At 46.1% G+C, this 21190-nt stretch carries 21 protein-coding genes; 12 read left to right on the top strand and 9 right to left on the bottom strand.

Features of this window, described 5'->3' with window-relative positions; translation table 11 throughout:
• Positions 1-164: 164 nt before the first annotated feature.
• Entirely contained in the window at positions 165-959 is a 795-nt protein-coding gene (locus B9N89_RS20300) for an MlaE family ABC transporter permease (RefSeq protein WP_159455516.1), read from the bottom strand.
• 130 nt (positions 960-1089) lie between these two features.
• On the opposite strand from B9N89_RS20300, the gene B9N89_RS20295 reads away from it, so the two are divergent.
• Positions 1090-2091, top strand: a complete 1002-nt coding sequence (locus B9N89_RS20295) for a hypothetical protein (RefSeq protein WP_132322126.1) — start codon at positions 1090-1092, stop codon at positions 2089-2091.
• Here B9N89_RS20295 and rdgB read toward each other — a convergent pair.
• The gene (gene rdgB, locus B9N89_RS20290; protein WP_132322128.1) at positions 2075-2674 is read right to left on the bottom strand and encodes an RdgB/HAM1 family non-canonical purine NTP pyrophosphatase; all 600 of its coding nucleotides are present in this window, start codon (positions 2672-2674) and stop codon (positions 2075-2077) included. The genes B9N89_RS20295 and rdgB overlap by 17 nt on opposite strands.
• A gap of 134 nt (positions 2675-2808) precedes the next feature.
• Here rdgB and B9N89_RS20285 point away from each other — a divergent pair, with 134 nt between their 5' ends.
• Positions 2809-3033, top strand: a complete 225-nt coding sequence (locus B9N89_RS20285; protein WP_200820751.1) for a BolA/IbaG family iron-sulfur metabolism protein — start codon at positions 2809-2811, stop codon at positions 3031-3033.
• A gap of 181 nt (positions 3034-3214) precedes the next feature.
• On the opposite strand, the gene B9N89_RS20280 is transcribed toward B9N89_RS20285, so the two are convergent.
• Positions 3215-3718 (bottom strand): hypothetical protein, encoded by a 504-nt coding sequence (locus tag B9N89_RS20280; RefSeq protein ID WP_132322130.1) that lies wholly within the window; start codon positions 3716-3718, stop codon positions 3215-3217.
• 213 nt (positions 3719-3931) lie between these two features.
• A complete protein-coding gene (locus tag B9N89_RS20275; protein WP_132322132.1) occupies positions 3932-4732 on the bottom strand; it encodes a hypothetical protein in 801 nt (266 codons plus the stop codon).
• A gap of 101 nt (positions 4733-4833) precedes the next feature.
• On the opposite strand from B9N89_RS20275, the gene B9N89_RS20270 reads away from it, so the two are divergent.
• Positions 4834-5073, top strand: a complete 240-nt coding sequence (locus tag B9N89_RS20270; protein ID WP_132322134.1) for a hypothetical protein — start codon at positions 4834-4836, stop codon at positions 5071-5073.
• Here the strand turns inward: B9N89_RS20270 and B9N89_RS20265 are convergent, their stop codons facing one another.
• The gene (locus tag B9N89_RS20265) at positions 5074-5448 is read right to left on the bottom strand and encodes a response regulator (RefSeq protein ID WP_132322136.1); all 375 of its coding nucleotides are present in this window, start codon (positions 5446-5448) and stop codon (positions 5074-5076) included.
• 230 nt (positions 5449-5678) lie between these two features.
• Between B9N89_RS20265 and B9N89_RS20260 the strand changes: the two genes are divergently transcribed.
• Positions 5679-6866 (top strand): tetratricopeptide repeat protein, encoded by a 1188-nt coding sequence (locus tag B9N89_RS20260; RefSeq protein ID WP_159455515.1) that lies wholly within the window; start codon positions 5679-5681, stop codon positions 6864-6866.
• A gap of 12 nt (positions 6867-6878) precedes the next feature.
• On the top strand, positions 6879-8279 hold the full coding sequence (locus B9N89_RS20255) for a response regulator (protein ID WP_132322140.1): 1401 nt from the start codon (positions 6879-6881) through the stop codon (positions 8277-8279).
• A gap of 44 nt (positions 8280-8323) precedes the next feature.
• Here the strand turns inward: B9N89_RS20255 and B9N89_RS20250 are convergent, their stop codons facing one another.
• Positions 8324-9442, bottom strand: coding sequence for a bifunctional chorismate mutase/prephenate dehydrogenase (locus B9N89_RS20250; protein ID WP_132322142.1), 1119 nt, complete (start codon positions 9440-9442; stop codon positions 8324-8326).
• 157 nt (positions 9443-9599) lie between these two features.
• Here B9N89_RS20250 and B9N89_RS20245 point away from each other — a divergent pair, with 157 nt between their 5' ends.
• Positions 9600-10175, top strand: a complete 576-nt coding sequence (locus tag B9N89_RS20245; protein WP_132322144.1) for a hypothetical protein — start codon at positions 9600-9602, stop codon at positions 10173-10175.
• On the opposite strand, the gene B9N89_RS20240 is transcribed toward B9N89_RS20245, so the two are convergent.
• Positions 10149-11684 (bottom strand): YifB family Mg chelatase-like AAA ATPase, encoded by a 1536-nt coding sequence (locus tag B9N89_RS20240; RefSeq protein ID WP_132322146.1) that lies wholly within the window; start codon positions 11682-11684, stop codon positions 10149-10151. The two genes, B9N89_RS20245 and B9N89_RS20240, sit on opposite strands and share 27 nt — an antisense overlap.
• 156 nt (positions 11685-11840) lie before the next feature.
• On the opposite strand from B9N89_RS20240, the gene argS reads away from it, so the two are divergent.
• The 3 genes from argS to B9N89_RS20225 are packed head-to-tail and all read left to right on the top strand — an operon-like array spanning position 11841 to position 16619.
• Positions 11841-13610, top strand: a complete 1770-nt coding sequence (gene argS / locus B9N89_RS20235) for an arginine--tRNA ligase (RefSeq protein ID WP_132322148.1) — start codon at positions 11841-11843, stop codon at positions 13608-13610.
• Position 13611: 1 nt separating this feature from the next.
• Positions 13612-15567, top strand: a complete 1956-nt coding sequence (gene nadE / locus B9N89_RS20230) for an NAD(+) synthase (protein ID WP_132322150.1) — start codon at positions 13612-13614, stop codon at positions 15565-15567.
• A gap of 29 nt (positions 15568-15596) precedes the next feature.
• On the top strand, positions 15597-16619 hold the full coding sequence (locus B9N89_RS20225; RefSeq protein WP_132322152.1) for a threonine aldolase family protein: 1023 nt from the start codon (positions 15597-15599) through the stop codon (positions 16617-16619).
• Positions 16620-16661: 42 nt separating this feature from the next.
• On the opposite strand, the gene B9N89_RS20220 is transcribed toward B9N89_RS20225, so the two are convergent.
• Entirely contained in the window at positions 16662-17333 is a 672-nt protein-coding gene (locus B9N89_RS20220) for a PAP/fibrillin family protein (RefSeq protein ID WP_132322154.1), read from the bottom strand.
• 388 nt (positions 17334-17721) lie between these two features.
• Here B9N89_RS20220 and B9N89_RS20215 point away from each other — a divergent pair, with 388 nt between their 5' ends.
• The 3 genes from B9N89_RS20215 (at position 17722) to B9N89_RS20205 (ending at position 19880) form a co-directional block, all read left to right on the top strand.
• Complete coding sequence (locus tag B9N89_RS20215; protein WP_132322156.1) at positions 17722-18228, top strand: type IV pilin protein; 507 nt, start codon at positions 17722-17724, stop codon at positions 18226-18228.
• A 157-nt stretch (positions 18229-18385) separates the two neighbouring features.
• Positions 18386-19423 carry a class II fructose-bisphosphate aldolase gene (gene fba, locus B9N89_RS20210; RefSeq protein WP_132322158.1) on the top strand — a complete coding sequence of 346 codons (1038 nt, stop codon included), beginning with the start codon at positions 18386-18388 and terminating at the stop codon, positions 19421-19423.
• 79 nt (positions 19424-19502) lie between these two features.
• Entirely contained in the window at positions 19503-19880 is a 378-nt protein-coding gene (locus B9N89_RS20205; RefSeq protein ID WP_132322160.1) for a DUF423 domain-containing protein, read from the top strand.
• A 38-nt stretch (positions 19881-19918) separates the two neighbouring features.
• Here the strand turns inward: B9N89_RS20205 and B9N89_RS20200 are convergent, their stop codons facing one another.
• The gene (locus B9N89_RS20200) at positions 19919-20848 is read right to left on the bottom strand and encodes a hypothetical protein (RefSeq protein WP_132322162.1); all 930 of its coding nucleotides are present in this window, start codon (positions 20846-20848) and stop codon (positions 19919-19921) included.
• Positions 20849-21190: the final 342 nt, after the last annotated feature.

Genomic DNA, 21190 nt, shown 5'->3' with positions numbered 1-21190 from the left:
TGGTAGTATGGATCTATAGTTTGGCCTCAGAGCAGTTTTTAAGTTTCAACCTCTGCGTTACGCCTTGATTAAAAAACCAAAGTTAAGGGATTAAGCTAAGATTTTTTGATCTGTGGCAATCCTTGACCTTGGCCCTATTAAAGCAGGTTCTCAGAACTTCAAATCTAGAAGAGGAAAATATCGAAACCCTTAAACTGAGAGTATGTGATAAAAAAGTCGAGAACTAAGATCGTAACATAGCTACTTACCACCGCGTTTGTTGTTGCTTTGCCAACCCCCTTGGCACCACCTCTGGTGATGAAGCCTTGGTAACAGCCGATTGTTGCAAAAACAAAGCCGAATAATGCCGATTTCTGCATTCCCATCCAGATATCACTCGCCTGCATCATCCATTCAATTTTTGAGAAGAAATCTGCAGTATCAACCTTATAAAATACGCTTCCAATAATGAAGGATGCAAAGACACCTGAAACCACAAAAATTACAGATAGAAGAGGCATCATTAGCACAGCACCAGTGATTCGAGGCGCGACTAAGTATGAGTAGGGGTTCACCGCCATCACTCGCATAGCATCGATCTGCTCATTAACCTTCATCGTTGCTAGTTCAGCAGACATGGCTGAACCAGCTCGGGCTGTAACCAAAAAGGAGCCAACGATTGGCGCAAGCTCTCGGGATAGGGCAAAGCCCGTGGAGGCTCCTATTAGGGATTCCGCTCCAAAGAGCCCGAAAATCTCACCTAGCTGAAAACCAAAGATCCCCCCGACCATGAAGCCAGCCATTATGATTATGCCTAGAGAGCGATTGCCTACGAACTCCATCTGTTGGATGACAAGGCGCAGGTTCATGAGCGGTAGGAAGCAGCGCCGTGTGCCCTCGAAGCAAAATATGGTGTATTTGCCAAGTCCCTCTAGATAGCTAATGATTCCACTACCTAACCAGGCTAGATTGAAACTCACTGAGATCTCCTATGTGCATCGAATCAAGACGAACTTCCGAGCAGCCCCCAGCATAGACTATAATATATGAGAAAGTGAACGCTTAACCCGGATTTTCCTCGTCTTGTGACAAGGTGGGAGCTGGAAGCCCATGAAAACACCGTGGCAATCTAATATACGAGCGACGTTAAAGTTTCTCCTGGTTGGGATCAGTGTATCATTGTTCTTAAATCAGGTTGCTTTTGGGTTATGCGCATCGTTGATAAAGGGAACCATGGCTTTCAATGTTACCAAGTGTGGTCGCTTATCTCCTGAGAAGACCTTCAACAATAGCCGTTTAGAGAAGCTCCAGTTTATCAAGGATCTCACCATGGAAGATCGCAAGACCTTCTTCGATAGCTATCGTGGTCTTGTGATTGAGGGTCTTGTGGTTCGATCTCTAGCCGTTAGAAGCGGGTTGACGCCAGAAAAAGGGGCTCTTAATGGGCAGAATATTACAGTCTACATTCCTCCCGGTCCCGTATCTTGCCAGCAGATTCTAAACAAGCGGATTAAAACCTTGCTTGATGAAGCTTGTTGCGAAGGTGGAGGGGAGGCCCCGTGCTTGCTTAATACGACTTATGTATTTAAGAATATTAGTGTCCTTGGCCCTGCTCAAGGGGGAGCCGGCAACGCTAAGAGAATGAAGCTGGCCGTAAACAAGACGTTTCTGAAAGCTAACAACCATCTTAAAAGAAAGCAGTTCAGCGAGGCTGTCACGCTTTATGAACAGCTTCGGAGTCAAAAGCTGCTCGACACCAGAGGCCACTACTTCCTCTCGTATTCCTACCGGATGCTTGATCAATGCCCGAAGGCGATTCCAGTATTAGAAATCGTTCACAAGAAATCAGAGGCGAATTCATATTGGGCAAATGAAGAGGGAGTCATAAAAAAAGCGATTCTACTCTACGCACGATGTCTATCAAAAACGGGGAGAAGCGGTGAGTCGGTTCTTGTTCTTCAAGGCTTCCTAGCAAACCCTAAACGTTTCAAAGAGGAGATTAAGGCTTCTTTGGTTCATGGCGATTTTGGGCGTAGTCGTACTACCAAAGAGTTTCAGCAGTATATGCAAGACGCCCAGAAAGCCTTGAGTCGTGCTATGAATCCCCAATAAATTCGATAAACTTGTGCAATGCCTGGGCGCGATGGCTTTTTTTATTTTTTTCCTCTGGAGAGTATTCCGCCAAACTGCGGGCGTCGTTGTCTGGAAAAAACAAGGGATCGTACCCAAAGCCGAACTCACCTTTTGGTGATTCGCCAATTCTACCTTCAAAAGTACCTCTGAAGAAATGGACTTGGCGAGTTTCATCTAGAAAGCACAGGCAGCATACAAATCGCGCGCTTCGTTGTGGCTCAGGTATGCCTTGAAGCTCTGTCAGAAGCTTAGTGTTGTTAGCAGCATCATTACCCTCCAGACCACTGTAGCGGCTTGAGTAGACTCCTGGAGCGCCATCCAAAGCATCAACTTCAAGGCCAGAGTCATCCGCCAGAATGCATGCATCCGTGTAGGGTTTGACGGCCTCAGCTTTAATTTGCGCGTTCGTCTCAAAGGTCGTGCCTGTCTCTTGCCAAGAAATTTCTTGATCTAAGCTAGCTAGGGATCGGACATCCCACATTGATCCAAGAACCGCTTGCAACTCAATAATCTTCTTAGGGTTCTGTGTGGCAAGGTAAATTACTCTCTTTTCCGACCGCATGTCTTGATCCTTTGTTGGTTGGTGTGCCTGTCCACAAGGGCTAAGATCTTGGAAAACAAATCTTACCGATGTAAACTCCTGAGCCGAACTTAATCTGGTTGTTTTTCAAAGTCACTATAACAAAAGAGATCATTATGACAGCAGAAGATATCGTAGCAAGAATCCAAGAGCAACTGCCTGGGGCCGTTGTCAAAGCACAAGACCTGACAGGTGGTGGGGATCACTGGCGGTTGGAAGTAGTCGCAACCGAATTTTCGGGGCTTAACATGGTGGAACAACATCAACTGGTTTACAAGGCCTTGGGCGAATGGATGAGTGGTCCTATTCACGCACTTAGTTTGGATACCAAAGCGCCTTAGTTTTTTGTGCTTGTTTTTTTTAGGCATGGATGGTTTTTTGATGACCTAGCTTTTATGCCTAAAAATTAAGCATATATGTCTTTTCGAGTGCGTTTATTTGGTATGGGTTTATCATACCACGTCTATACATCTTGCTTCTTGACTTGGGAAGTCCTCAAGCGTTCGTTGGGAAAAGGTTGACTTAGTGTGACAAAGAAATCAAGTTTGAGTTGGTTGCGAGCAGCATTCCATGCAGGCTGTTGCGATCACGAAATGGAGCTTCTTCAATAAGCTCTTGATATCGTTTTCGTAGAAGCTGCTCAAGGTTCTCGCACAGCTTGAGAGCCGTGGCACAGCCGATCGTGTGTCCAAGCTGTGATCCGAGGCGTTGGGCTAAGATGCAAAGCTCAGTTGGAATGGAAGAGGTTTCGCAATCTGGGATACCACGATTGGCGATGATGAGGAGCCGCAACTGCTGGCCGTTATCCCTGTGATTTTCTAGGCATTTTGTGATTTTTTGCCGTTCGGGCAGGTGAAGACACCTTTGGTATAGATCGAGGGTACCAAGTTCCAACGATAAGAGACTGTTGAGCTTTCGAATGTACCGAGAATCGCGGAATAGGGTTACTTGAGGCCGTACGCGACGTGCAGACAAGCGAAGTACGTATTCCTGATGTGAGTTGGAAACTGATTGCCAGGCTTCCATAGTTCCTCCGAAAGTGACAGGATGTCGTTTTTACATGATTCTCGTAAAAATCGCAATAAAAACTAGGGTCGGTTGACGTTTCGAACGCAAGCATCTGATATGCCTTGATAAACACAATACGTTGTCGCTCGTTGTCACCATATTCCCTCTATGCCTCTTGCCTCGCTCCTAGGCTCGAATAGAGTGTCTTCGGAACGTCAACAGCCCTAAGAATCAGATGTACATTCCGATGCTTATCCCTAGGATAGGGGCTTCAAAGTCCTTGACCTTGTCCACGTCATCCCGTGTTTGATCTTCTAAGTCAGCTTCAAAGGTTCTTTCAGCCTCCTCGATTGTTTGGTTACTGATATCCTCGATTGCTGACGGATTGGCAATGTTGCCCTTCATTTCAAGCTGTGATTGGCCTCCCTCTGGAAATGTGTAGCCCAAATTGAAGCTTAAGTAAATGGAGCCGATTGGTACCTTCCAGCCGAGACTGATGCGATTCACCGTCTGCACAACTCGGGCTCGGGCCTCAATGGAAATTACCGAGTTGGTATTGATCGAGCCTGCGGAGGAGCTAAGGATCAAATTCGAGTCGATGCGACCCTCAAGGCTCAGGGCCCTCCGGGACCAGCCAAAGCCAATATATAAGGATTCTTGAAACGGGAATATCAAGAATTCAAGCCCCCACTGCGGCCCATAAACTCCATCAAAGTCTATGGTTAAGTCGGGGTTTTCGATGGCTAGGCCATCCTGATTTGCAAGGACACCCCGACTGTATTCAACTTTGACATCAAATGGTAAAGATGGAACAAAGAAGCCACGAAACGCGAACAAGCCATCGTAGCGAACCATTCCCTCCAAGGGAATGATATCGGGGACGTTTAGGCCTAATCCTAAGCTCCATACCAATCGATCAGCTATGGTTTCAAGCCAAGGCTCAGGTACAGAGATAGGCTCATTTTTTTCCTGAGACTTGCCTTCATAGGAGAATGTGAATAACAATAAAAGAGGAGGCCAAACTCTTGTCATTGGGAACCTACTGAAAATTCTAAAGGGTATCCTTTTGATAGTATAACGGTAAATTAGCCATTTTCTCATCACCCAAAAATCGAAAAAGTGGATTCAATTTTATGAGTGCGAAGGACGAACGAAAATTTATGCACGACCTTTCTAATCCTATTGCGATTGCTCAAGGTAATATTAAACTAACTTTGCGAAAGCTCAAGAAAGATCCTAACTCGCTGACGATTGAGCAAATTGTAGAGCGTTTAGGTAAGGCTTCGGAAGCTTTTGATCGAGTTTCTGAGATGATGAGTAGCCGTCGTCAAATTCTTCTTGACCAAGAGGAACCTGAAAGCCAAGCAAGTTAGTCATGCGGCATCTGGGATGTATTTATGAATGACATTCATTAGGGTTTCGAAGTTTACTGGTTTGGTTTCGTATTCATCGCATCCTGCTTTCATAGCCCGCTCGCGATCTCCTTCCATAGCATTCGCACTTAGGCCAATAACGGGTACTTTTTCGGTGGCTGGGTTGGATTTTATGGCATTGGTAGCCGTCCAACCATCCATCACGGGCATCCTCATGTCCATAAGAATCAGATCTGGATGCGACTCTGTCTCCAGGTAATCAACCGCTAGCTGACCATTTTCAACACAGTCGACTTCAAAGCCTCGACGGGCCAGTCGGCGCGAAAGCATGTCGCGATTCATTTCATTGTCTTCTACGATGAGTATCTTAGCCACGTTTGATGCTCCCACTCAGTATAAGCTCCATCGGAGCGAATCCTAGTGCCTTGAATTTCCTGTTCAATCAAGCTGTCAAATAACTAATATAGCTAGTTAATTTACTTGGCAGGTGCAGCCTTGAAACGACTCTATCCGACTCCGAGTGAATATCTGCGAGGCCCCTAAATTTTTTTTTGAGGTTCCCGATACCTTTGATGAGACTTTATATTAGGAATGGCCCGACCTTCATGAATAGTGTTTGTCTACTTGTCGATCTAGATGAAACCGGTTTGCAGGATACCTGGCAAGACGAGGTCTATAAGCACGATCTCTTCTTAGAAGTTAACTACTGCAACCGGGAAGATGTCTATCCCATGCTTACTAGTGGCAACGTGGTGAGTATGGTTGTGTTCGCTCAAGAACCCGATGTAGAAGTATTCAATATCTTAGAGTTATTCAAAAAACACGTAGGTGGAATTCCTAGTTTTCAAGCTATTGTTTGCGATAAGCCAAGCCCAATCTATCTGACTCAAGTTTTTGAGTGGGGGATTGAAAAGTTTTTCACTCAAGAGAGTTGGGCTCCGTTGACTGCATCACTAACTAAGGAAGTTGAAAGCCTTGCTGATGACGGTGAAAGTCCTGAAGCGAAGATCATTCAGCTCAACCGATCTATTTTATCAGGAGATCAAACCCAGATTGCCGAATCTGAGGAGCTGGTGAATGAGTGCGCTGAATATGATTTTCTGGCAGCTTACTCAAAAGGAACTGCCTTGCAAGCCGTTGGGCGCTTCAATGAAGCGATCGATGCGTTCCGAACCTCTCAAGAGATGAATAATCTTTTCAGGCCATCGATATCGGGGATTGGAGAAAACCTCCTCGTCCTAGGAAAAGTTGATGAAGCTATTGAAGTGTTTCAAGAGCTAGAAAAAGTTAATAAGCGCAGCGTCGATCGAAAGGCTAACTTGGCCTCGGCTTATATGGAAAAAGGCGATTTTGAAAAAGCGAAGGCATATCTTAAGGAAGCCCATCGATTGAACCCGAAGCACCCGAGGATAGCAGAAACCAAAGCCCAGTTTCTGATCACTCAAGGGCGTATTGGAGAAGCATTTAAGCTGATGGATCAGCTTCACGATGTAGGCCCATTTTTTGCTGCCAAACTTAATGAAATGGGAATCAGACTTTCCCAAAAAGGCAAAGGTAAAAGTGCTCTAGCTCTATATAAAAAGGCTCATAAAATCGTTAAGGCTGAGTTGCGCTACAAGATAAGCTTGAACGCGGCCTTGGCTTGTTATCGAATGGAAGACTTTAAGCTGTCGATGAAGTACCTGCTTCGCTGCGAGAAGGAGTATGGTAAGAAGTTTGAAAAAGTCGATAAGATAAAGTTAGCTATACAAAAAGCTATGAAGAAACCAAGCCCCACAAAGGCGGCTGGATAGGAGTTGGACTCGATGGAAGTGGTAAGAGGGATTACCATGCATACCATTGTGATAGTAGTCGATAAGCCTGAGAAGAGCGTATCGATGACCACCCTATTGCAGCGGATGGGGTTCAAAACCTATGTTGCACAGTCTCTCTACGAGGGGCTTCGAGTGATCGATCAGGAAATGCCGCACCTTGTAATCTCTGATGCTTTGTTATCTGATGGTACCGTTGGAACCCTCTACGATCGTCTTCAGCAGCAACCCTTACTTTCGAACACTCCAATGCTTGCTCTTGTAGCTAATAAAAGCAAGGAGCAGTTGACTCCTTTGAAAGGACGAAAATTTGCAGGATTCTTGCTTGGTAAGTTTGATGGCAAGACTCTGGTCCAAAAGGTGAAGGAAGTGCTTGCCTCAAATAGCAACGTATCTCCTTACTTTGTGAAGTTTGATAAGACTGATATAGAAAATAAATTGACTCTTTGTGTTCAGGCGACTGTACTTGGCAAATCTGGTGATCAAGTGATCTACTTATCTGAATCGGAAGTCGACCCAGACGCGTCCCTCGTTTGCTTGCCAGATGATTCTTCAAGACATCCAGCCCTTCTTAAAATGGGTACAAATATCATCAAAGGCGAGGATATCTACAATATATTTCCGTTAAGTCGTATCAAAGGCAAAGGGCGGCGCTGGTTGTGCGATCTTCCTGATATCCGAATGATTGGTGATGGCGATGGAAGCGCAAATCGTCGTCTGATGTTTTACGATCCTAACATGAATCGATTTGAACAGTTTAAGGAAGTGTTGTCTGGCTATAATATGGAGTTGATCCATATGGCGTCGATTCAAGCTGCGGCGTCTTTTGTGGCTCGTGACTCTGCCAGCGTGCAGTGCATCTACCTGGATGAACTTCCCTCAGACTCTGGTGGAATTCAGTTCAAGGAGGCATTGAGTCGGGTGAGCCCAGAAATTAGGCCTCCCGTGATAGCTGGAACTGGCTCACTCAACGCGCGATCTACATCTGAAATACGGTTTATCCGAAAACCCTTTGGCCTAGGTGTGCTTGTCGAAATGATTGATGCTGCCTTTAAGTCAAAAGAAAGCTTCACAGGAAAGACGGCGAACCTGGGAGTCACCTATCAGGCTCCAGCTAAGATCCTGGGCTTAGATGAGACTGGTGGCATCATCCAGATTAAGTTTCCCATGCTCAAAGGAACTCAAGTGAGGTTGGAGCATAGCTTATTGCATGATCTTTGGGATGGCGAAAACAAGGTCGATATCATCGAAGTGGCAACTCTACCTGGAAAGCCTGATGTTTGGCAAGCAAAGTTTGTTGCGAACCGTGCCCTTGGTAACAAGGCGAAATACTGGGAGCGAGTTCAGAAAGCTCTGGAAGGGCACCTTGCAGAAGATCCTCAAGAATCAGCTTAGCGTGTGACTCTAGCAACCTTGTTTTTCAATCCCGATCTTTTAAGCTAGTTCTGCCGAAAATAATCTGCAGACTTTTTCATAGCCTCTTTAAAATCACTTCTGCGATTCTGACGAATGCTATTTTCCATTAAATGGATTTGGGATTTGAAACTTTCGAAAAGCTGGTCAGTTTCTAGATTTAGTCGTTGGATATCAAAATATAAGTCCTGATTTTCGAATACCACGTTCTTCGTGACCCCCACTTGATGGGCGAAAGTGGTACCAGCAACATCTTCCAGATCTTGAAATGGAATGCCAGATGACTCCAAAACGTTGGCATAAAGAAGGTTGAGCATGTGGGCCGAACCAAGGACGTAACTCATAAACGTATCATGCTTCTCTAAAGGCATTTTGATAATGTTGGCTGATGTTTGTCGAAACATGGCTTCCACCACATCAACAGACTCAGACCGCTTTGGCCCATCGCAGATGATGATATTGCGACCAGAGAGAATTTTAACATCAGGTCCAAACATGGGGTGAATCGAGACTACGTCTAGGCCTGTTTGATTTGCCAAATTGAGTCCACTCATGATAGGTGATTTCAAAGATGTTAGCTCGATAATAGGAGCCTTGATGGATCGCTTGCATAGATCAAGCAGAATCTCATTGGTACTTTCCATTGGGGTGGCGAGAATGATCATCTCAGCCCAAGCTAAGCCGTCATCTAGGCTTTCAACATAGTTGTATCTGGTTTTTGAAAGCCTAGATCTATCAAAAAGCTGCACATCGTGACCCAAGGCTTCGAAAAAATGGGCCATCCACTGCCCCATGTTACCTGAGCCACCAATGAGAAGAACTTGTTTTACGGCCTTGGAACTTCCCTGAGCCAGCATCATGGACTTGATCTCATCTTGTTCTAAAACTGAGTATTTAATGAGGTTCTTCATGATGGATACAGCTAAGTCGGGTTCGATTCCGGCATCTCGTGCCTGTTGGCGGGTACGATCCAAAATGACTTTTTCCACCTTGTAGTCTTTGACAGGAAGGTTATTGGCTCGTTTGTACTCCCCCACCTGTCGGCATAGGTTCATCCGTTCAGACGTTAGCTCCAAAATTTGAGCATCTATATCTCGGATCGATTGTCTTAGCTGGTTCAAATCATCCACGTTCGCTGCCCTCACCTGGTCATTCCTTAGTCAGCCTATTTATCACATGTTTACCTCTTAGACACAACTAGAAGCTCTGATACAGAAAAAAATCTAAGTTTCAATAGCTTACGACTCAATATTTGGGACTCAGGATTGCACTTTCCATGGCAGCAGCCGTGGAGGTGGTATTATGTTGAAGTTGTTGCTAGCTATTATTGTTTTATCTACGCCCGCATTTGCCTTAGCAAATGAAATTCCTCAAATGTCCTCAGCCTGCGAGAATCCAGCAGCTCTCGCCGACGATGGCCTTGCTCTGATCAAAAGTTTCAGGCACCAGGGAGTTCGACCCCACATGATGGTAGAGGCTAGTCAAGGTCCAGTATGGCATCGAACCCAGGATATTGTCAGCCAGTCGTTCGGTTTTCCTAAGCAAGATCTTTTGATCCATAGTGTCTCAGAACTTAGGTTTTTGCCTTACACACTATCCCATCGAAAGATTCTTTTGATTGTCCAGCGAGACAGGGAGCTCACAGAAGCACGAGCCCTTAAAGTGCTTCAGGTTGCTAAAATGAAAAATATCGTTATTTCAGTGCTATGGATTGGGCCTGGAGAGAGCCCGATACTGTCCGCTCTGAGCGCAAAAACATCCGGCACTTACCTGAGTACGGCTGAAATTGTGAAGAAAACTTGCTTTAACTTAGTCTTGAGCCAAGCTTCTTCTACCAATTCTAGAGGAAGCTCATCTTTGATGGTGCTGAAGTTCTAAAGCGAGCTTTACATCTTCGAGTGTGACGTTTTCTCTTCTTTCCAAATCAGCGATTGTTCGTGCCACTCTTAAGGCTCTCACCTGCGATCTTCTGGTCGGTAGGGCTCGTTGCAGTTTTGTCACCGCTTGCGATTCCTCTCCAGATAAAAAGCGACATTCAGTCAGAATCTGGTGAGCAGGAATCTGACCGTTGGCACGCACACCTAGTCGGTCGTGACGATGTTTGGACCAGGCCCGTGCGCTATCAATTTTCTTTTTCATCTCTAGGGTTTGCCCCTGAAAGCTTGTCGCACCAAGCAGCGATAGCTGATCTTCGTTTGGTTCATCCATCGTAAGGTGGATATCGATTCGATCCATCAAGGGGCCCGATAACTTTTGTTGATAGCGCGTGATAGATTGTTGGAGGCATTGGCAAAGGCGACGACGGCTACCAAGCCAACCACATGGGCAGTTATTGGCGGCGGCAACCAACAAGAACTGGCCAGGCCAAACCTTCTTTTTTTGGGCTCTCGAAACCTGGATTTCACCGGTTTCTAGGGGCTCTCGCAGACCTTCCAAGAGATCACGACGATATTCAGGCAGCTCGTCCAAAAACAGTATTCCGCCATGGGCAAGGCTGATGTCGCCGGGCAAGTCGGGAGTTCCTATGATTCCCTGAGCACTGCCTAAATGGTGGGGAGATCGAAATGGAGCCCGTCCAGCTAGGAGTCGAGAGGGTATGGATCTTTCACTTAAGCTGTGAATCTTGAGAACATCAAGGTGCTGTTTCGGTTCCAACAGAGGCATCAAACTAGGGAGCCTTTGGGAAAGCATCGATTTACCAGTTCCTGGTGTTCCTCGCAAAAAAAGATTATGCATGCCTAGGATGACTGTTGTGATGATTGTTTTTAGTTTTGGTGTCAATTGCATATCATCAAAGCTTACTGTGTCGCTACTGCATATTCCTGCTGGTGGTGTGATCACTTCTTGGGGATCTTGGGACCCGTTTAACCAAGCAATAATCTCAGAAAGATTTTCAAAGTGAAGGATTTTCATGTCTTGATGAGCGCCTGGAATTTGTCGCAAAGCTGCCAGCTCATGTTGATTCTCTTTGGGCAAGATAAGAACTTTGGCCCCCTGAGCTTGAGCTTCAAGGACGAGGGGGACAATGCGCAACACAGGTTTGATTCCACCATTAAGGCTAAGCTCGCCAGCGCAATAAATCTCTTCAAGGTTGGCTCTTATTTTTGATGTGGTGTGCAACGCAAACAAAGCGATGGCAGCAGGTAAGTCGAAGTGGCTATTGAAGTGTGACTCAGCGGGTGAGCAGGACAAAATAATCTTTTTAGCACTCATTTTAAGCTGCGACCGTTCAAGGACTGTGGTGACCTTTTCACGAATACTTTTAACAGTTTCAATGTGGAGACCGAGCCCTTGAATGCCAGCGAAGCCCCTTGCGTGGCAGCACTCGATTGTGACTGATGAGCATTGAGATCCATGGAACGCGATGGAATGAATTTTGGGATTCATTGTTGCCTCCTTTCTGGGGTAAAGATCGAACAGGAGGCTGTTTTTTTCCTGGGACTTTTTCCCTTAAGGACTGACATCTCGTCTTGGGGTATGGTATCAATATGACCACCGAAAGGTGGCTCTAAATAATGACATAGTTAGAAAGTGAGTTAGTTCATGGCACAGGCTTTAGATCATTCCAAATGGCAAATTGCTCTGCAAATCGAAGCAATCATCAATCAAATGATTCCAGAAGGCGGTGATCGTGTTCGGACTGAAGACGTTTATAACACCATTGAAAGGCCAAAAGAGCCTAAGATGGGGGACTATGCGTGTCCGTGCTTTCGATTTGCCAAAGCTGTGCGCAAAAAGCCACCCGAGCTAGCATCAGCCATCTGCGAGGGCTTGCTGGCAGACGGTGGGGCCTGGATTGAGCATGCTGAGACGGTGGGACCATTTCTGAATCTCAAAGTGAAACTGGCCACATTGAGTAAGTACCTTTTTTCTGAAGTGCAATCTGGGGAGTACTTCAAGAAAATAGCAGTTCAAAGCGAAAAGCCTAAAGTTATGATCGAGTATTCACAGCCGAATACTCATAAGGTTTTTCACGTGGGGCATATGAGAAACGTGGCTCTTGGTGATGGCCTGGGTCGGCTTTATGAGTACTGTGGCTATCCAGTGGTTATGGCAAATTATATTGGCGATGAAGGAGCTCATATCGCCAAGTGTCTTTGGTATATTCAAAAGCATAATTTAAAGACTCCCGAACAAGGGCAAGGAGAGTGGCTCGGCGAGATCTACTCTAAAGCTTGCATCCTACTGGAAGATGCCTCTGCTGAAGAAAAAGCTAAATACCAAGAGGAAGTTTCCGAAGTCTTGCGAGCCATTGAATCCAAGAAGGGTGAAACCTTTGATTTTTGGCAAACGTCACGGCAGTGGTCGATAGATGACTTTAAGGATATTTATAGCTGGGTCGGTGCTCGGTTCGATCATTGGTTTAGCGAATCGGAAGTATCCGAAGAAAGTCAGAAGATCGTAGAAGAGTTCTTAGACAAGGGTGTTTTTGTTGAAGACGATGGCGCGATCGGGATCGATCTAAAGGACGATAAGTTAGGCTTTGTGATTTTACGAAAGCGAGATGGTAACACACTTTATGCAACCAAAGACTTAGCCTTAGCCCGTCGCAAGTATAGTGAATTTGAAATTATAAAATCCATCTATGTGGTAGCGTCTGAGCAGAATCTTCATTTTAAGCAAGTTTTCAAAACTTTAGAAAAGATGGGATTTGAACAAGCCAAAGATTGCTATCATCTTAGCTATGGGATGGTTGTCCTACCAGATGGAAAAATGTCGTCACGTAAGGGCAATGTAATCACTTTCAAGGAGCTGAAACAGGCTCTAACAGTTGAGATGGAAAAGAAATTAGAAAAGTATCAGGGTGAATGGACAGCAGAAGAAATCGCTGATACCAATCATAAGCTTTGTGTGGGGGCGATTCGTTACGGAATGATTTGCTCGGATCCTGTCAAAGACATTGTATTTAATATCCAAGATTGGACTTCATTTGAAGGAAATACTGGTCCCTATTTGATGTATGCCTATGCCAGAACGAAATCAATCATGACCAAGGCTCAAGATCAAGGGTTGGAAGCAAATCCTGAGTTTCATCACCTGCTAAAAGAGGATGATGAGCGAGAGCTTCTCAGATTCTTAAATGATTTCAACAATGCTGTCTTGCAGTCTTGTGAAGGCAACCGCCTAAGCAGCTTGGCTCACTTCTTGTTTGATATGTGCAAAACATACAACCGAATGCTGTCGAATGTTTCCATTCTTAAAGCAGATAGTGATGATCTAAAGCGAGCGCGTTTGGCACTGCTCGATACGTTCGCAACGACCTTGAAAACAGGTCTTGAAATACTTGGCATCAACACACCAGAACGGATGTAAAATGGAATTACTAAGAATTGCCGGTGCAACTTTGAATCAGATTCCCATGGATTGGGATGGAAATACCGCGCGGATCGTAGGTTTATTAGAAGAAGCACGGGACAAGAAAGTTGCTGCCCTGTGTTTTCCTGAACTTGCGATTTCTGGATATAACTGTGAGGACATGTTCTTAAGTTTGCATGTAGCGCGCCGGGCTACGGAGTGCTTACTGGAAATCCGGCCTCATACCAAGGACATCGCAGCTATCATCGGACTGCCTGTCTATTATCAAGGAGCGATGTTCAACTGCGTGGCAGTTCTTCAGAATCAAAAAATTCTAGGCATCATTCCGAAGAAAGTTTTGCCCCGAGAAGGAGTTCATTATGAACCTCGGTGGTTTCAAGTCTGGAGTTTCGGTGAGGCCGATACGATAATCATCGACGGCGAAAGAGTCCCGTTTGGTGATCTGAGGTTTCAATTTGGAAAAGTTGGACTTGGTATCGAGATTTGTGAGGAAGCCTGGGGCTCTCAGGGGCCATCGGCCCAGGCTATCTCAGGCACAGAAATCATTATGAATCCTAGTGCCTCTCACTTCGCCATGGGTAAGTACGGAACCCGAGAAACCTTGGTGGCTGATGCCAGTCGTGCCATGCAGGTGCATTACGTGTATTCCAATCTAGTTGGTTTGGAAAACGGCAGAATGATCTATGATGGTGGGGTCCTCATCGGTGAATGTGGCAAGATTGCGGCACGTGGTCCTCGCTTTGGCTTTCAGGAAAGTTCTCTTCTCATTAGAGATGTGGATCTTGATATCGCGCGGGTTGGCAAGCTGAATAACCGCTCTTTCAACCTGGGTATGGGTACGCCTTTGCCACTCACAGTGGATGGCGATGTCTTCCCCATTTACGAGAATATCCCTCTTCAAAAAGATCATCTTGCAGATGTTCGCTTGCCAACCAATCGTGAAGAAGAGTTTCTCCAGGCTGAGATGCTGGCTCTCTTTGACTATCTTCGAAAGACCAAGAGTCAAGGGTATGTTGTTTCATTGAGTGGTGGTTGCGACTCGTCAGCTTGTGTGACACTCATAGCTCATATGGTCGCCGAGGCCCTGAAAGAGCTGGGTCCAGATCGAATGAACCAATACTTTAAAAAGGATATTAAGTCCCAAGATCCGAAAGTTTGGATCAAAAGCCTGCTGACTACTGTTTACCAAAGAACTTCAAACAGCGGCTCGGTTACGTTCGAAGCCGCTCAGAAACTATCGGAAGAAATCGGCTCTGAATTTCATCATCTGAACGTTCAAGGCTTGGTGGATGGCTATGTCGACCATGCTGAGGCGGTCTTAGGTCGTAGTTTGAGCTGGGATAAAGATGACCTATCTCTACAAAACATCCAGGCGAGGGCTCGGGCGCCGATGGTTTGGCTACTGGCGAATATCAAAGGGGCTATCCTAGTTTCCACCAGCAATCGGAGCGAAGCTGCTGTGGGGTACGCGACAATGGATGGTGATTCTGCTGGTGGCATCTCGCCTTTGACTGGCATCGACAAACACTTTTTGAGGCAGTGGTTACGCTGGGCAGAGACGGAATGTGAAAAAGGGCTTGGGCCTATTGCCTCTCTCAAGCTCGTCAACGAGCAGCAGCCCACTGCTGAATTACGGCCACAGGACTCGGGTCAAACAGACGAAGCAGACCTGATGCCTTATGCAGTCCTCGCTCAGATTGAACGTTACTTTATCCGTGACAGAATGGGACCAGACTCAATTTTAGATAAGTTGGAGTCAGACTTCCCGGATCTAACCGAAGCGAAGCTGAAAGACTATTTGATTCGATTCTTGACACTATGGAGCAGGAATCAATGGAAGCGGGAGAGATATGCTCCTAGTTTTCATCTCGATGATGTGAGCCTTGACCCCAAGTCCTGGTGCCGCTTTCCCATTCTGTCATCAGGTTTCGAGCGCGAGATTCGAGACCTATAGTTGAGCCGTACTTTTGAAAGGATTTTTATATGGGATTTGGCAGCGACAATCATTCAGGAGTTCATCCTAGAGTCCTCGACGCCTTGATTGCTGCAAACTCAGGTCACGTCAGCTCGTATGGGGCAGATCCGTTTACTGAAAAAGCACAGGAGATGGTTAAGGAGCAGTTTGGTGACCAGGCACAGGTGTTTTTTGTGCTCACTGGCACAGGTGCCAATGTTCTGTCTGTTCAAGCTTCGTGTCGAAGTTTCGAGGCGGTTATCGCGACTGATGCAGCCCACCTTTACTGTGATGAGTGCGGGGCTGTGGAGCGAATGACAGGATGTCGTGTAGCGACTGTTCCCCATCAGCAGGGAAAACTTAGCCCCGAAGGCCTGTTGTCCCAACTGAAGCGAGTTGGTGATGTTCATTCCTCCCAACCTCGCTTGGTTTCAATCACCCAATCAACAGAGCTGGGTACAGTGTATCAGCCAGATGAAATCAAAGCCTTGGCAGAGATCACAAAATCTCGAAACCTATTCCTTCATGTGGATGGGGCACGGTTGAGCAATGCTGCAGCTGCTTTGGAATGTCGTTTTGCCGATATCACAGCTGCCTGTGGTGTTGACCTTGTTAGCCTTGGAGGAACTAAGAACGGGATGATGGTGGGTGAGGCCGTTGTCGTGCTGAACCCGGCCCTTGGGGAATCGTTCCCCTGGTATCGCAAACAAAGCATGCAGCTGGCGTCTAAGATGAGATATATCTCTGCGCAATTCAGTGCGTGGCTTGAAGATGACCTTTGGCGAAAAAATGCCTTGAATGCCAACCGTATGGCTCAGCGTCTGGCCACCGGCGCATCTCAGCTGGAACAGGTGGAAATCTTATATCCCGTAGAAGCCAATGAAATCTTCGCCCGGCTGCCACGGCAGTGGATCGATCCCCTGGTGGCTAAATATAACTTCTATGAATGGGAGGCTAGCCTCAATCAGGTCCGATGGGTTACTAGCTGGGATACCCAGGAGCAAGATGTGGATGCTTTGCTACATGATATGCAGCTCTTAGCTAGTTCTTGAGACGATGACCAAGGGCCTTTGCCCTTGGTACTAGCCTATATATTATGGAAGAATAGAGTCGACACGCTCCAGGATAAACAAGTCCTGCCCCATCTCACCAGAATTATTACCTGTGACAATCCTTAGCTCATCATCGACATAGGCGTTGATTAAAACGCCGGTGACTCCAATCGGGCCGGGAACAGGTAATGACTTTAGCTGCCCTTCTTCAAAGTCCGTCGCTAGTTGCACTAAATCTGTACCGGGCTCAGGAAAGCCAAAGCGTATGTCATTGTTGGTAAATTCAATAGCGAGAAAGTCCCCTTCATCAGTGTAGGCGCCGCGCAAGAAGCCAGTGAACTTGAGAACACCAAATCTAGATTCCGAGATGTTGTAGTAATAGCCGTCGCGGCTTACAACCTGATAGACTTGTTCGTAGTTGGTACCGGGACCGAAGCCAAGATCAGACCACAGGTTGCGCCAAGCGCCTTCAACTTGATTAATTTTCTCAGCCTCACTGCGGTCGGTGCTGATCGCTAGTAATTCGTCTACGAGTGGCTGCAGTTGCATGCGAACCTGCGAGAAGTTATCCACGCGGCTGGTGTTGGCACTAGCAATGGCGACGATTTCATCCTTTAACTCATCCACTCGAGAGTCTTTGCCGCCATCTGAAGCTTGCAGAGGTAGTCCCATGAGAGCAAAGCCGAGGGCTAGCGTTCCAGTGAGTTGCTTCATTGTAATTCTCCTTTTTGGCAACTTTTGATGGCCTCATGATAAGCAGGACTTTCAATCAGACTCAATGGAAATCAAAGCCTTAAAGGCTTGCCGCATCAATGGCGAACAGCGCTGTTTGTCATGGGTGATTTGGGGGTGGCTTCGTGATCGGTTCGCGATGGCAGATAAATATCGAAAAGTAATAGAGAAAATTTAAAACCATCATTCTTACGCTGAGAGTAAGAGAAATTAAATCCTATTTCCTGGTAAGAGAGACTCTGAAAGTCAGCTTTTTTTAGCTGCTTAAATCTCCCCTGAAAAAAAAATAGGATTTGAGTAAAGGCTGCAGACGGAGATCCCGAAAAAATAGTTATACCAACCGTGATAGCGTTTTGAGAAGGGGAGATTCATGAAATTTAGCATCAAGGGACAGCAAGAAGGTTTCAGCTTAGTTGAGCTCATGATTGTTGTCGGGATTATCGGAATTCTTGCAACACTAGCAATGCCTCGTTTCCGTCAGTTCCAAGCGAAAGCAAAAATGGGAGAGGCGAAAAATAACCTTACACACATTTACACACTAGAGCAGTCGTATCAGTTAGACAACAACACCTTCATTGATTTTGCTCGCTACGGCCGCCAGGCTGATGGCAGTGTGAACTGCAACAACGTACCAACAGGTGCTCAAGACATCGGTTTTGAAATTTCACCTTGTACCGATGCAGCCGCACCAGTGCCTCGCTATGGATACTTGGTTCAGAACTCAACTCGTTCAGTATTCGACGCCCAAGCTATTTCATCTGCCAACGACAACAACCTTGTATGCCCAGGTAAAGCAGCGCATGGTTTCCAGGTAGACGAAAACAAGGAGTTCACGGATGACGTTGGTGGTACACCAGCTCTAAGGATGTGCTTCTAAGCTCGGCTTCGATATCCAATTAAAAATTTACACCTAGCGCCTCGACAACTTTGTCAGGCGCTTTTTCAATTCTTCTGAAAATGCATCTCCTTGTCTTTTCTCCGGGGTCACGGTATAGCTTTTATGTTGAAAACAATAGCTTATGGGAGCAACCGTCATGGCTTTAATTCCACTTCGCGTACTGCTGGACCATGCCGCAGAAAATAATTATGGCGTAGCAGCCTTCAATGTTAACAATATGGAGCAAATTCAATCCATTATGGAAGCTGCTGACGAGACGGATAGCCCGGTCATCATCCAGGCCTCGCGCGGCGCGCGGGCTTACTCTCAGGATCGCTACCTAGTCGGTTTGATGCAGGCTGCGGTAGAGCTTTATCCACACATTCCGGTGGTGATGCACCAGGATCATGGCAACAGCCCTGAGACTTGCTTTTCAGCCATCCGAAACAACTTTACATCCGTCATGATGGATGGGTCCTTGAAGGAAGATGGAAAAACTCCAGCGGACTTCGAATATAACGCCGAAGTCACTCGAAAGGTTGTGGATGTCGCTCATGCCTTCGGTGTCTCTGTTGAAGGTGAGCTCGGCTGCCTTGGGTCTTTGGAAACGGGCCAAGGTGAGAAGGAAGACGGTCATGGATTTGAAGGAACTCTTAGTAAAGAAGAGCTTCTCACAGACCCTGATGAGGCTGAGCGCTTTGTTGAGCTAACTAAAGTAGATGCTTTAGCGATTGCTATTGGCACAAGCCATGGGGCTTATAAATTCACCCGTAAGCCAGATGGTGCGATCCTAGCCATGGAGCAGGTTAAAGCGATCCATAAGCGCCTGCCCAATACACACCTTGTGATGCACGGCTCATCATCAGTTCCACAGGATCTTCAGGATATTGTGAACAAGTTTGGTGGCGATATCAAACAAACTTGGGGTGTTCCTGTTGAAGAGATTCAAGAAGGCATCAAACACGGCGTTCGCAAGATCAATGTGGATACGGACAACCGTCTAGCTATTACAGGGGCAATTCGCCAAGCTCTTATGGAAAAACCAGGAGAGTTTGACCCCCGCTACTACTTGAAGCCAGCCCGAGCGGCTATGAAAGAAGTCTGTAAGCAGCGTATGACGCAATTTGGCCAAGCAGGACAGGCGCAAAAGATTCGCCAAGTCTCACTAGAGCAGATGGCTAAGACTTACTGTTAGAACCGATACTATTGAGGTATGGTAAACCAGCTTTCGAGAAGAAAGCTGGTTTTTTGTTATGAAGCGGGGAGTAGTGTCGATGACTTGGTTGAATTCGGTAGGAATTGGAGCGATTTTTGGTGCCTTGGGAGTTGGTCTAGGGGCCTTTGCGGCCCATGGCTTAAAAGCACGGCTTTCGGATTATGCGTTGGGAGTTTTCGAAACGGCGGTGCGCTACCAGATGTATCACGCCCTGGCGTTGATAGCTGTGGGTCTCTTAGCAAGTCGGATCGAATCCAATCTTGTTCGGATTGCATCCTACTCATTTATTATTGGCACGATCATATTCTCCGGCAGTTTATATACCCTTGCTTTGACCGGAATTAAATGGTTGGGAGCAATCACACCCATCGGTGGGCTTGCATTTATTGTGGGCTGGATTTGTTTTGCGCTTGCAGCGTTTCGCGTTTCCCCTTGATGATGAGGGAGCATAGAGGCTCCCTTTTTGCTATCCATCTATAGAGCAAGTCCGCAGCTTGCTTGCAATAGAAAACCAGCACGGCGGTTGATACTTATCCCATGTTGCAGAGCTTCTTGATCTAGTTCAAAAATGTCTTGATTCAAACATTCCTCGATCATCCCTACTAAATCGAGTGTTTCAGCAAGTTGCTCTTGATAGATACGATCCCAAGTTTGATTCCAGTATTGGCAAATCTCGTGAAGCCCAAGCCGTGAATCGTTTTTAGAAAGGATAGGTTCAATATCCTTGACTGGATCGAGGCTAAGAAAGCACCACATTCCCTTTACTAAGAGATAGGACATGCGCAAAACTCTATGGGCTAAAATGGTGGGTGCCTGGCGTTGGTAGAACTGCCAATCAAATATAATTTGCATCCTTCTGGGGTCAAGTATCAAGGTTTCGCCCAATTCAGAACATGCTCTTAACTCTAAACCAAGCTGCTTAAAACGGCGATTATAGAGGCCGATCAGTGAGTCCCAACAAGCCAGTGGCGCTGGAAGTGAGGCCTCAATAAGATGCTCAACAGGGCTTAGGATTTTATTTTGATACCTTTCCTCCAGCTCCACTTGGTGTTTTCGCAGAGCCGCTTCCACTCTAACATTGATTTGCAAGCGGTGTGCAGGAGGTATCCTTTGATCAGCTGACAATGAATACATGATTGAGTACGGTTTGCGCCACGGACATAACTGCCAGTTCAATAGTGGATTAATGGAACCAATACTAAGGCTAGTGGCTTGCAGAGCAATGTGTTTTTCAAGTTGTGAAGCAAATACGCGTTCCAGAGTTTCTTGAGCCAAATCTTTGAACTGCCATTGGTGCCGCACAGCCTGGCGCCAACTTCCATACTTTTGACATTGGGTTTTGTGTTCCCTGCGAAACGTGCTGAAGAATTGGTCTAGATCATGATTTTGCTTTGATGCTGGCATTCCTGCTCCCTTGTAAATTACAGGGAGCGCCCATCGAGGAAAAACATAGGAAACGATTCGGGTTTTGCTTTGCAAACCTGAATAATATAGAATTATTCAATAAATACATATTCTTATTACTTCCGGCTCTCCTCCGGAAGTTTAACTCAGATAGGCAAAGCTTCGATTTTAAGTATGTGATGCCTTTTTAGATCAATGATATTCAGAATTTTTACGAAAGCTGTGGAGCAATCCTTAGTTTGAATAGGTGTTAAGAAACCGACAGACCTAGTTTTCCAAATGAATTGAGTATCTAGAAAGAAGTCACCGAAAAACTTACCTTTTTGGAATATGCTATTGGCA

It is taken from the genome of Pseudobacteriovorax antillogorgiicola, from assembly GCF_900177345.1.
Taxonomy (GTDB): domain Bacteria; phylum Bdellovibrionota_B; class Oligoflexia; order Oligoflexales; family Oligoflexaceae; genus Pseudobacteriovorax; species Pseudobacteriovorax antillogorgiicola.
Note: the sequence above shows the minus strand (reverse complement) of the source record. Positions and strands in the feature narration are given on the sequence as shown.